10 protein-coding genes and 1 pseudogene are annotated in these 12914 nt (G+C 33.9%); 5 read left to right on the top strand and 6 right to left on the bottom strand.

All coding sequences use genetic code 11. The annotated features are described in order from the left end of the window. Window positions 1-530 precede the first annotated feature (530 nt). Window positions 531-1400, bottom strand: coding sequence for an IS982 family transposase (locus tag OPR49_RS00730; RefSeq protein WP_458694421.1), 870 nt, complete (start codon window positions 1398-1400; stop codon window positions 531-533). 271 nt (window positions 1401-1671) lie between these two features. Here OPR49_RS00730 and OPR49_RS00735 point away from each other — a divergent pair, with 271 nt between their 5' ends. The 4 genes from OPR49_RS00735 (at window position 1672) to OPR49_RS00750 (ending at window position 8238) form a co-directional block, all read left to right on the top strand. After that, complete coding sequence (locus tag OPR49_RS00735; protein ID WP_265027158.1) at window positions 1672-2865, top strand: coiled-coil domain-containing protein; 1194 nt, start codon at window positions 1672-1674, stop codon at window positions 2863-2865. A gap of 219 nt (window positions 2866-3084) precedes the next feature. Next, a complete protein-coding gene (locus OPR49_RS00740) occupies window positions 3085-3459 on the top strand; it encodes an Hsp20/alpha crystallin family protein (RefSeq protein WP_265027159.1) in 375 nt (124 codons plus the stop codon). 328 nt (window positions 3460-3787) lie between these two features. Next, window positions 3788-6034, top strand: a complete 2247-nt coding sequence (locus tag OPR49_RS00745; protein WP_265027160.1) for a TomO hydrophobic C-terminal domain-containing protein — start codon at window positions 3788-3790, stop codon at window positions 6032-6034. 209 nt (window positions 6035-6243) lie between these two features. Further along, the gene (locus OPR49_RS00750; protein WP_265027161.1) at window positions 6244-8238 is read left to right on the top strand and encodes an ankyrin repeat domain-containing protein; all 1995 of its coding nucleotides are present in this window, start codon (window positions 6244-6246) and stop codon (window positions 8236-8238) included. A gap of 125 nt (window positions 8239-8363) precedes the next feature. Here the strand turns inward: OPR49_RS00750 and OPR49_RS00755 are convergent, their stop codons facing one another. Further along, window positions 8364-9068, bottom strand: a complete 705-nt coding sequence (locus OPR49_RS00755) for a hypothetical protein (RefSeq protein WP_265027162.1) — start codon at window positions 9066-9068, stop codon at window positions 8364-8366. Window positions 9069-9128: 60 nt separating this feature from the next. On the opposite strand from OPR49_RS00755, the gene OPR49_RS00760 reads away from it, so the two are divergent. Then, window positions 9129-10367 carry an IS256 family transposase gene (locus OPR49_RS00760; protein ID WP_265026724.1) on the top strand — a complete coding sequence of 413 codons (1239 nt, stop codon included), beginning with the start codon at window positions 9129-9131 and terminating at the stop codon, window positions 10365-10367. A gap of 263 nt (window positions 10368-10630) precedes the next feature. Here OPR49_RS00760 and OPR49_RS00765 read toward each other — a convergent pair whose 3' ends face one another. The 4 genes and pseudogenes from OPR49_RS00765 to OPR49_RS00780 form a co-directional block, all read right to left on the bottom strand. Next, on the bottom strand, window positions 10631-10837 hold the full coding sequence (locus OPR49_RS00765; protein ID WP_265027163.1) for a hypothetical protein: 207 nt from the start codon (window positions 10835-10837) through the stop codon (window positions 10631-10633). A gap of 89 nt (window positions 10838-10926) precedes the next feature. After that, window positions 10927-12015: an IS481 family transposase gene (locus OPR49_RS00770; protein ID WP_265027486.1), complete on the bottom strand. Its 1089-nt coding sequence runs from the start codon at window positions 12013-12015 to the stop codon at window positions 10927-10929. 65 nt (window positions 12016-12080) lie between these two features. Continuing rightward, a pseudogene (locus OPR49_RS00775) lies at window positions 12081-12476 on the bottom strand (major capsid protein); the annotation flags it as partial. A gap of 37 nt (window positions 12477-12513) precedes the next feature. Beyond that, a complete protein-coding gene (locus tag OPR49_RS00780; RefSeq protein ID WP_265026786.1) occupies window positions 12514-12882 on the bottom strand; it encodes a head decoration protein in 369 nt (122 codons plus the stop codon). Window positions 12883-12914 lie beyond the last annotated feature (32 nt).

Consider the following 12914-nt stretch of genomic DNA (forward strand, 5'->3'; position numbering starts at 1 on the left):
TTTCATGAGAACAAAAGCCTATAAAATTCTAAAATTAAAATACAAAAACTTACTTGACACCCTTCGCCAGCCCCCTTATCATGAAACTGAAGCTATTGTATTTGCTTTCGCCAATCTGCAGATTAAAAGGTAAGGATTACTTAATGTATCGGCGTCTTATGTTTAATTTTTTGCAGTATATAGATACTGTATGTCTTTACAAAACTTCATCTACATCTAGATTTTTATCTAAATAAGCTGAACGCGCTTATAAAGCGTTACAAGACATCAAAAAATGCCAATACTCGACAGAGATAGTAAAAGACTAGCTAATTCGGGGATTCTTTGTCTTTTTTTCTGCTTAGTAAATTTCTTAAACATTTGCAGCGTAGGTTAGTTGCAATTAAAAGCAGCTGAATTTCGCTTGTCAAGCGTTTAAAACATAAAAAACGCCAATATTTTAAAGCGGATAATAACCCCAGGGCTTCTTTTGCCTTTTTTTTCATTTGGTAAATTTCTTAACGTTTGTAGCTAAAAACGCGAATTCTGGATTAAGGAAGGAAGAAAGAATAGGAAATAGAAGGCTTTTTGGATTTGATGGAATAGGAAATGAGAGTAGAAAAGATATGAACCAAAAAATTAACAGGGGATCTATGGCGAGTGTGTTCAATTTCTAGTCTATTTTTTAGGTAACCAAAAACAGTCTCAATGATAGACCTTTTTCTCAGTAAAATCTTCTCATTTAGCGAAATCAATGTATTTTTCATACCTTTTTTCACGTTGGTAACAAGTTTCAAACCTCGGTCAAACAGCTTCTGAAAAAGCTCTTTTGCAATATAACCTTTGTCACCAAACAAAAGGCCGATTAATTTTTCCGTCAGATTTGGCACAGGTATCCTATCATCAACATTGCCTTTTGTGAGCGTAAGTGCATAAATTTCACCATTTTCATTGATTACCATATGTAATTTGAAACCAAAAAACCAGCCGTAAGTGCTCTTGCTTAATTTTGCAATTCCAGCAAAAACTTTGTTTTTGGATATTCTTTTTGCATGACAAACTGCAATGGGAGTTGTGTCTATATATGAAATTCCAGTGTTTTCTGACTGTCCACAAAGCCAATGCAACAACATTGCTAAATGCCACAAAACCCTAGGCTTTAGAGCAACAAACCTGGTATATGAAGGTAACTTTGGAAACTCTGATTTGTAGAGCAACGTTAGGTAATGTAGATAGAAAGTTTTGAAATTTTTACACGGAGATTGTTGATATAGCAGGATTATTGTCATGATTTCGGAGTGCTCAATTTCCGTTGTTCTTGTGGGTTTTTTACCATTTGGCAGTAGTTTATCTGCAAAATTTTTCTCTATATCTCTGCAAAAATCATCGACCAAACAAAACAGTTTTGTTATATCTTCCATGGGTAACCTCATCTATTTTTTTATAACTGCTGAGTTTACCCTGTTTTCTTGCCTTTTCTATTCTCCTTTAATCCAGAATTCACGTTATAACGATTAACTGGTACCTTCTGCAAGCTAAAAAAGATAGTAAAATTATCTCTTTAGCCAGCAGTACTTGAAACTGAAAATGGAAAATGTACAGTGAGTATAGATTTATGTTAATTTTTTATGGCTTACCTTCTTTCGATGCTTATAATAATATGATTGCCATTTTACTTGTGAGAAAGAGGTAATGAGGAATTTACGCAATGAAACCAATAATACACCTTATATTATAGCTAGTGCTTTTGCCACTCTTACATTACTTACATCTGTAGCAATTGCTGCATCCTCTTATTTTGACTTTTTCTCTTCAGTTGGATTTTTCAATGCAGCTCTTACTGTTGCACTGGTTCTATCTATACTATCTGTTTTGGTAGTTGTACTTTCATATAAAATAGTTAGTAATAATAAGGAGTTGGGGACTTGGAAAAATAAACTTGCTAAAAGAGAGCTAGAGCTAGAAAACGAGCTAACTCTAAAGCAAGAAGCTAAAGAAACTGCAAATAATCAAATGGAAGAATTAAAGAATCAATTACAGCAGAAAGATAAAGAGCTAATTGATACAAAACGACAATTAGATGATAAATGTAAGAATATTTCCGAATTAACAACAGAAAAAGGAAGATTAGAAGTAGAATTAAAAAGCCAAGAAGGAATACAAAGATTAAGCACAGAATTAAAAAACAAAGTTGACCTTAATCAGAAAAACAAAGAGTTCAATGATAAAGACAGTGAAATCGAGAAATTAAATGATCTGTTAGGTGATCTTCAGTGTAAAAAAGATTCTAATGTATGGAATTTTGCTAATTTGAAATCGAGAGTAGCCACTTTGATCAGTGAACGAGGTTCGCTTGTAGAAAAGTGCCAGGCTATGCAACAGGACATTGAATCGAAAAATGGTTACATTATACAACTAGACTCTAAGTTGACAAAAATGGAAGAGAGAAAACAATGTTTTATGGATTTAGATTATAGAAGGTTAAAAGAAAAAATTAAAAATCAAGCTCAAGATTTATCTTTAAAAGAACAAACTATCACAGACAATGAATATAAAATAAGGGAGTTAAGCAAACAAGTTTACTCCCTTGAGCAACAGAACAAGACTCTTGCTGATGAAACAACCATCTGTTCTAATAAAAATAAAAGACTGATCAGCTTCATGTATGAGGTAATATCTAATATAGAAAGGGAGATAAAAGATGTAGAACGCCTTTTGGATAGAGAGAAAAACGAAGGAAGACAGATAAACTTCAAAACAATGGAAGATTTCTTAGAGAACTTGAAAAAACTCTACTCAAGCACAACGGATGGTGTAAAAGGATTAAATATTCCAGTAGTATGCCAAGTTTTTGTATTAGAGGATAAACAAGACCTATCCCTGTAATCAGTAAACCAAGTATTACTAAAAAGCGTGACATCAATTTAGTTTTAGAAAATATTGTCCACGTTTATTTTAACTATATCACACAGTATTGAAACTAGTGAATAGAATGATTATATAATGCACAAGTAACGATAAGGAGGTGTAACATGAGTAATCTAGTTCATTCAAATAAAAACAATAATCGCGATAATTTTAGCTTAAGAGGTCTACAAAAAGCTGTTGATCAATAGCTTCTTTATGGGAGCTAGCCCTGGACTTCTCAGAAGAGATGGTAGTGTATTGCCAGCTTGTGACTTGTATGAAACAGAGCAAAACTATCGCCTATCTTTAGAATTGCCAGGTATCTCTAAAGAAAATGTAGATATTAGTACATCTGGCGATAATCTCATAGTGAAAGGTGAAAAGAAATGCGAAAAAGAGTCAGAAGATAAACAATATTACCATCGTGAGAGGTATCATGGTTCTTTCTATAGGTCTTTTCAACTTCCAGCTAATGTAGACCAAGATAAAATATCTGCTAATTTCTCAGACGGAGTATTACATATAAGTGTACCTAAGTCTGAAAAACATGTTAAGAAAATTGATGTAAAGTAACCAATAGCAAGCTTCCAACTTGGGGGCTTGCTGTTTTAATCACTATATACAGACATTGATGACATCATGATGTGATACTGAAGTTCGTTGTTGGGAAGGTAAGTAGAACGTACGGTAAATTAGCTTAAGCCCTGGTTTATAGATAGAAAGCTATTGAGGATTGGTATAACATTGTAAGTTTAGAAGTATCTGTATAAATTCAAATCAAGGTGTATATCGAGACACCTATAGTTATGTTTTACATTCTTGAGAAAAGTTAAATAATTTACTTGATTAAATTGCAATTTAGTGCTAAACTAGGGTAAGCTTATCTATATTGAGGATAAACATGACAAGAGGTAAAATTATTGGTGTTGCAAATCAGCAAGTAGATATTCACTCTTTTCCTGAGAAAGATCAGAATGAAGCTCACTACAGTCCTAGCACAATGACCAAATTAGAGTTTAAACTTACGCAACGTCTACTCAGTGAGGTAAAAGCAAACAAAAGTAATAAAGATGCAAATTCTGGTAAACAAGCTTGCAAAGATCTACCTAGGATGAGTTTTATAATCAACAATAAACCTATAGGTAAGAGTTTTGTTAAACAATTAACCGATGAGCCCAAGCAAAATGATAAACGTCAGATTGCAAAACATGTTTTTATAAAAATGTTTGAACATGCCGGAGCAGAAGTGCCAAACGGTCATATACTGGAAGAATTAATTACTCATTGTAATCAAGCAGGATATGAGTTTGCAATATATAGGCAAATTCATCCTATACTTATCCACTATAATTTAGTAATGACAATTCCTAAAAAAACAATAAGTATTGATTGTAATAGTGCGGATTCTGCAAGTGTTAAGTATAGTGATGTTATAATTATAAAAAACCCAGATCCAGACCAATTCAAGCAATATGAATCTGCTAGTAAGCTAGAATTCACACTTAAATTTCAAAGTGATCGAGTGGACTATGAAAATGGCAAAGTAACACTTACTATTCCTGAGCAACTAAGTAGTTACAAAGCTAATAGCAAAGGTTTAATAGATGATATCAATCAAAACTTTAAAGACGCTGATAATACAGTTGTTGAGTCCCTGATTGCAAATATTGGTGACGGTCCTAAGTCATTCATTGCAGATCAAGAAGATTTAAATAATGATGAAGAATCATCACTTGTCATTATTCCTGAAAATCCAACTCTCGATCTAGAGAGTGTAGTAGAATCAGTAAAAGGAGCAATAAATGCTAAAAATGTTGATTCTTTAATTAATTGTGTAGATGTTGTTCAGGATAATGTTATTTCTGTATCGCCTCAAAAAGGTTTGAAAGTAGTAGAAAAAATATTAGAAATGGTAGGTAACTTCACTAAGGAACAAGGTAGGGCATGGGACGCTTATCCTGGTATGCCTGTTATCAAAACTATATATTCTGCTAGTCAGTGCTATTATAACGGTTATATTTCTCAAGAAGATTATGAAAAAGTTAAAAGCCTTGAGGACATTTTGTGTAAGATCCAGTCTGACCTAATAGAAAGAATGAACAATAACTACAATAAAGGATCACCTATCATAAATGTTGAAGATGTTTCATTGACTATAACAAATCAATCAGTTTCAGATGAAAAAAGTGCGTTGACAGAAAAAGCAAAAAGTGACACTATAGTGGGAACAGGGCGTTTTCAACAGGAAACGATAAGCGATAGTTACAAGGAGGTAAAAATGCCTAATTCTGGCCAATTTATTAAAGTCTTATGCGAAAATAATGAAAACGAGAGCCCAAATATAATGAAGCCAGTGGCTAAGCAACCCACTCAAGTAACTAGTAGAGCGATGATCTCTAGGTTATGTAAAGAAAATTCCAATCCTTCCTTACGGTCAGAAAAATTAAACAAAGTTTCAAGTTTGAGAAACCCAAATATAAAGCGCTCTCTTATACAGAGAAGATTTTCTGTAAGTACTTACACAACCTCAAATGTAGGAAAAAATAGTCATAGGTTAAAGCCGAAGTCGAATAATCTCCAGCAAAGCTTGAATGAAAAAACTAATGAACCTATGAGCATAAAGGCTCAGCTTACAGAGAAGGAGCAGAATAATGCAAACCAAAGAGTTTCACAACTAGAACACGAGCATAATGTCACAAAACACAAGCTAGAAGAACTTCAAAATGTTAAGATCAAACAATTAGTAGTAGTTAAAAGTAAAAATAATGATCTGAAAACACAAGTACAGAAATCTGAGAGCACAAATGAACAGTTAGAGAATCAAATTAAGAATCTAGAAAAACAACTAAAAAGTAAAAATAAAGATATCGAAGGCAAAAAAGAAAAAAACCTAACCGTGAGTGCTAGAAAAATAAAAGATAAGATAAGCTACGCATCTGCGTTTTTTATACTTTCTGGAGTATGTGCTGTTGGTGCAAGTTTAACAATACCTTACTTAGCAATATGTATTACGCTTGCTATAGTTGCATTTATTTTTCTTGCAACAGGATGTTACTGTTCATATAAAGCAAATACAGCACTTAGTAATATTGAAGTTGATCAAGTCTTAAAAGATCCTGAATGTGTAGTTCCTCAAAATAGTGTTTAGAGTCTTAAATTTGTACCCGTTCAGCTTTTAGCAAGTTCAAAGGTGTGACCCATAAGCTTAAGTTAAGAGGAGGGGGTGTAGAAGAAAAGAAAATATACATTCTCCATGTAATATTGTAGAGTATCTTAGTGAAAGAATTATTCTTAAGTTAGCTTGACTTTATACTAAATATTCTACATAATATATTAATCTAGACTAGGAGGTACAGTATGGTTTCTAATCAATCTATTGAGAAAAACTCAGAACTTGAATTAAGCTCTGAGCATCATGCTTCGAAAACAACTGATTTACTACCACAGGACAGTCAAGATGATTACTATAATTTCATCAAGGCACGTTTAATTTGTTCAGATAATGGTCCAAGAACTTTGGTAGACGATAGAAAATACTTAGAGTCTCTAGTATACGAATGGCTCATGGATGCACCCAACTTAGAGTTAACATCTAGCCAAAAAAAGTTAAACGAAGAGTTACTCCTGAGTGCTGTAAAAGATTTAGGTTGTGATGACTATAATCATTTCTTAAATCTTAAGCAGTGCTTAGCAGATAATAAGAACAGTGAAGACCTAAAGACTGTGTTCAACCTTAAGAGAAGCAAGTTAGGAACAACACTACTACATGTCTTTGTAGGACAAGAGAATATGCATGATCTTCTGAAAGCAGGAGCTGATCCAAACATACAGGATAACAAAGGTAAAACACCTTTGCATGATACTGCTCTGTATCATTGTAAATATGAAGATGTCGATTGTCTATTGGGTCTACACGCTAATCCTAATATACAGGATAGAGAAGGTAAAACACCACTGCACTACTATGCTGCTTATTGTACTAGTAGAAGTAGGAAAATCATGGATTTACTTGTAAAAAATGGGGCTGATCTGAGTATAAAGGATAATGATGGCAAAACCCCCCTACAAATCGCAAGTGATAATAATAATATTATAGAATGTCTCTTAACTGACAATCAAAAAAAATTGTATGGACGGCTATTACATCTGGTTAATATTGAATCGCTTGATTCAGATTGGGACGCACCTGATCCCGAACAATTTGAAAATCTAAAGAATTTTTTCAATGAGCATAAAAATGACGAAGATTTAAAGACAGTTTTAAATGTTAAAATTAATTCTGGTAATTCAGCACTGATTAACAGTTATACACTTTCTGCAGTAAAAGAATTGCTTTCACAAGCAGGAGTAACTTCTTTAACGAAAGATGAGCAAGATAATTTTGAAGGGATAAGGAAGAATTTAGTAGAAAGATGGGATAGCCTTTTATCAAACATTATCCCACCTGATCGATTAGCTAAGATAGATCAGTTTTTGCGTCAAGTGTTAGAAGCTGGAAGCATAGCTGAATTACAAAAAGTTGTGAATGAAGCTATCATATCTGGAATAAGACTGAATTTTGCTAAAGATCAAGAGAATTATTTCACAGATCATGTAATAAAAAGAATTAGACAGCTAGAAAAAAGCCCTGAAGTTGCTAGTGATATAATATGTGCATTAATATCGAGAGGAGGAAAGTTAAAGAATTCGAGCAGTTTTGAAGTCATTAATGAAATAGAGTCAGGCTTTAAGGGTCATAAAGCGAATATGATCAGAGCATATAACAATTATATTAATTATGCTAAAGAATTTTTTACAATCGCGGAAAATGCTGCTAATGGTGAATTGAATGATGCAAGGATAGATAATTCCACTTTTTACTTAGAATATTCAGAAGATAGCACAATATATGTTGCAAAGATTACAGATGGAGCAAGGGATTTAGGACTCACTCAAGGAGAAATAGAATGCGGAAGAGATATAATCAAGATCGGTAAAAGTGAGGTAGAAATTATAACTCAAGGAAGAATAAGAAATTATACAGATCTTGCAGAAGATAGTGACATAGTATTAACTTTCTACACTAGCCAAGGGGAGTTAGAAGTTAGGTTATACCCTGATGAGCAAAATAAAGAACAAATAAAGGTAGAAATAAAAGATCAAGGTCTGCTGGAAAGTTTAAAGCACTGTAAAGAAGAACTAGGAAGGAATTGCTTGCTAGGAGGGTTATCAGTCAATAAGGCAATAGAACAAGGATATTTTTTCAGATCTGGAAAGCTTAGTCAACCTTCTGAAACACTTAGCGTCAACTCCTCATTAGGTGATGTATCTTTATCTTCTCCTATACAAGAAAGTATACAAAAGGTAAGATAGTCAGTTACATAATTTTACAATGGAAAGCCATGGTAATATTAAGTTAACATTTTGAGTAATTTTCTCAATAAATTATCTTATTTAAAGGTTTACCTGATGCTTATTTGTTTTTAAGCATAACATTTTTATGTTGTATTCAAATAAGAATGAACAATGACAGGCTGTGCTGGATCTTCCACTTTCTCCAGTTTGGTATTTGGCTTATACAGTGCGAAACCTATACACGCTAATCCAACAATCCCGCCAACTACCGCTATAACGTGCATTTCCATTATACACAACGCAACACTACTCACTAGTAACACTGTACCAACAAAACCAGCTAGGATTGCTTGTCTTTGCTGCGTTGTTTTTGTTGATGGGTTGTCTTTTTTGTCTGTTGCATCGCCATCAAAACATACAACTAAAGAGGAGCTGTCAGTAGCATTTGGCCTTTCTATTGAGGAGTTTTGGGCTTTTTTGGTGTTTTCAAATGTCAGTTGAAAGTCTTTGTTATCTTCATTGTCTAATAATGACCTATCTACTTTTATCAGTCTTCTTGTTGACATCGCTTTTTCTTCAGCATGTTCTATCATTGTTAGATTAACATTACCTATATATTCGTCGTTTAATAATACTGGATCTAATGGTATTAGTCTTTGTGTTGACACCATTTTTTCTTTAGGAAGAAGAACCTCGGTTTCAGCTCTTTTCTTGTTTTTAAATATTAGATAAAAATCTTTATTATTTTTATTAATATCCTCATATGATTGAGTGCCAGTTTCTATAACTTTTTGCTCTTTGAAATCAAAATTATTTCTATAATCATCAACAGCTTCGGGAATGTTCAAAAAAGTGTGTCAAACCGAAAAAAAAGTAATAAATTGATATAAAAAAATGGAGGTGTGACAATGAGTCAGAAAGTAGTAAACAGAACTAACGGATTGGTAGATTATAAAGAGTTGGAAACAAATATCCTGTCGTCTATACGAGAAGGAAGACCGTTGACAGGAAGGGAGGGAGCATTAACACCATTTATAAAAAAGCTGCTGGAGGCAAGTTTGGAAGGTGAAATAGAAAACCACTTATTAGCTGAAAGTGAAGAGAATAATCGAAGAAATGGGAGAAATGGAAAGACTTTACGGACAAGTGCCGGTTCATTTGAACTTTTGACGCCAAGGGATAGAGAAGGAAGTTTTGAGCCGCAAATAGTCAAAAAAAGGCAAACAAGCTTACATCCAGAGCTTGAAACGAAGATTTTGAGCACATTTGCCAGTGGTATGAGCTATAGAGATATAGCGTCACACGTTGAGGAAATTTATGATCACAAAATATCGGCGGCAGAGATATCAAGTATTACCGACAAATTACTGCCTATAATCAATGAATGGCGTAGTCGTCCACTGCAATCAGTATACCCGATAGTATTTATGGATGGGATGTTCTTTAAGGTCAAAGAGGATGGACATTGCGTAAGTAAATGTATGTACAATATATTGGGCATAGACCAAAATGGCAGAAAAGAAGTCCTGGGCTTTTATTTGGCTGAAAGTGAAGGAGCTAACTTTTGGTTGGGAGTGCTAAATGACCTCAAAGAAAGAGGAGTAGAAGATATTCTGATTGCATGTGTAGATGGGCTAAAAAGCTTTCCTGCAGCTATAAATAGTGCGTTTCCTAAAGCAGAAGTACAGCTATGTATAGTGCATCAGATAAGAAATTCACTAAAATATGTATCCAGCAAAGATGTGAAAGTTTTCATGAATGATTTGAAAAAAATATATCGTGCTACAAGTAAAGAAATTGCTGAAAATTACTTACTTGAGCTGGAAGAAAAATGGGGAGAAAAGTATCCTTTAGTTATAAAATCGTGGCAGAACAATTGGGAAAATTTATCTGGTTATTTCAAGTATTCTAGCCCAGTTAGAAGGCTAATTTACACCACAAATCCAATTGAGGGGCTGCACAGACAGATCAGAAAATTCACTAAAACCAAGGGCTCATTTACCAGCACAAATGCCTTGTATAAACAGGTATATTGTGCTATAAAGAAGGTAGAGCAAAAATGGACTATGGCTCTGCCTAATTGGGCTTTAACTATGTCTCAACTTGATATTTTCTTTCCAGATAGATTGAAAATTGAGTTGAACTAAAAATGCGCTTTGACACACTTTTTTGAACATTCCCAAAAATTAATAAAATTGAGGGAATTAAAGTCGCAAATAATTTAATTAGAATGGGTGTTTCTATTGATGTCATTTCCCAAATAACAGGGCCTGACTGCTAAGGAATTTGCGTAATTTGATAGCAAAAATTTCATAACCTGCATATTTTTTTGCAAAATATTCGTGTTGCTAGTGCATTTTATTGAAAGGATAATATTTAAATAGAAATAGAAAGTTATTTAATAAATATATTAGTGGAGATCTTTGGAAACTTGTTTAGATTCTTCTTTTGCTTGCTCAACTGAAACATTTTCCAACTTTTCTGGCTCAGCTACCGTTTTGGATTTTGCTTTGCGTTGTGTGATAGCTTTCTTTAGTGTCTTGACTGCGATAAAATTGATACTGAAAACACATGCAGAAGTTATTGCAAGTGCTGGAAAAGGGGTCAAATTGAACATTGGTAAAATTGCTACAATCGTTCCAGCTGTGAGTAAAAATGCTAACTTCTTGCTTTGTAAAAGACAAGATTTAATCTGACAGAGAAGAATTAACTGACAGAAGAATTGACGTAGTCAAAACTAATATCAGGCTGTTGTTTAATGCTACTAATATTTTTCTGAAAAGCAATATGTTTACTGTCAAAAAACGTTTGCATAGGTGTTTTGCCATAGCAGTATTTGCCTGAGTGAGGCCTTGTCTCATTGTAAGAACGCAACCAATGATCAACATCGATCTGTAGATCCTCCAAAGAGTAGTAGATTTTCTTTCTAAAGATAATATTGTAACACTCATCTTGCATAGTTCTATGGAATCTTTCACATATGCCATTAGTTTGTGGAGAGTTGGCTTTGGTTCTAGAATGATCGATATTTTCGATTCCTAAATATAGCTGATAAGCGTGATTTTCGGGCTTGCCACAATACTCCGTACCCCTATCAGTTAGAATGCGTAATAATGGAATTCTCTGCTCATCAAAAAATGGGATAACTCTATCGTTAAGAAGATCTGCAGCTGTAATAGCTGTTCTGTCCGTGTAAAGTTTAACCATTGCAACTCTGGAATAAGTATCAACAAAAGTTTGCTGATAAATGCGCCCTATGCCTTTGATATTGCCCACATAATAGGTATCTTGAGAACCCAAATAACCTGGATGTTGCGTCTCAATTTCACCATGAGCTTCCCTTTGTTCTTTCACTTTTTCTAAAGCTGCAAGTTGTTCTTCAGTTAAAATGATTCCGTCTTGAGCTACTTTTGCCTCCAGTGCTTTAAGTCTCTTTTTCAAAGTTTCAAGGTCATTTCTTAGCCATACAGATCTTACTCCTCCTTGGGAAATTATTATACCTCTTTTTCTCAGCTCATTTGCAGCTCTTTCTTGTCCATATGCAGGAAATTCTGTAGCTATGCCAATTATTGCTCTTTCTATATCTTCCGAAACTCTGTTTGCTAATAGCGGTTTTTTCTTACTTATTTCATGTAATGCTTCTTCTCCCCCATTTTCATATAACTCCTTGAATCGATAAAATGTATCTCTTGAGTATCCCATCACTTTGCACGCTTGAGACACATTTCCTAATTGTTTTGCTAGCTCTAGTAATCCTAGTTTTGGTTTTAGTATTTTTGTTTGTATTGTACTCATTTCTAACACTCCTTATTTTTATTATTCTTAACTTACTTTTTTAAAGTGTCATATCAAGTCCTGTTTAATACATCTAATGTTATTGCGTGCTTGTTTCTCATTAGCTGTAAATGGTCAGTTATTACGTCTGCCAGCGCTTTCAGTTCACTTTCTGATCCAAATGCTCTTATTCCCTGCACTTCTTCTGGCAGTACTACATCATCATGCGGAATATGCGGAATCGTAAATGTTCTTATTTTCCGTTTTCCTCGTTTTCCCACTGTTGCTGGTGCTCCTGGAACTTGTGTTGGCAATAGGCTTAAAACTCCATTATGTTCTTCTATGGTGATATGTCTAAATCTTACTGACCTACTTGGAAATAAATTTAAATTTTCAACACGTCCATAATTTATCGGCAATATATTCATCGCATTTGTTAGTGCCGTCATACTAAATGCTGGATTTGTAAATGGATTTTGCATTTTTTATTTTCCCCCTTTTGTGTTTTTAATAGTTTTTTTAAGCTCCCTTGCGGATAATGATCCCTCGTCCTTCAAGTTGCTTTATTGCTTCAGCTTTCTGTTCTTCAGTGATATTTGCTGGCCACACCACTGCATGATCTGCTAGTATTGCACCACGAGTAATAATTACTGCTTTAGCATTTTCTGTCGCATTTACATCACTTACTACTGCACCTATCGCTGTTTGTGTACCATCTGTGGCAGTTGGATTTATTATCTTAACCATGCTATCTTTATCGAGAGCCACTACTGTACCAAGCTTTAGGTTCTGCCCTTTTGCTACTGTTATCTGATCTCTTGAATATAGACTTGATGCCTCATACTTTAATAAGTCACCTAGATTATTTTGTTCGGTTATACATGTCATATTTTCTTTTCTCCTTTTTTTCCTTTAGTTTT

Source organism: Wolbachia endosymbiont (group A) of Bombylius major (genome assembly GCF_947251895.1).
In the GTDB taxonomy this organism is placed as follows: domain Bacteria; phylum Pseudomonadota; class Alphaproteobacteria; order Rickettsiales; family Anaplasmataceae; genus Wolbachia; species Wolbachia pipientis.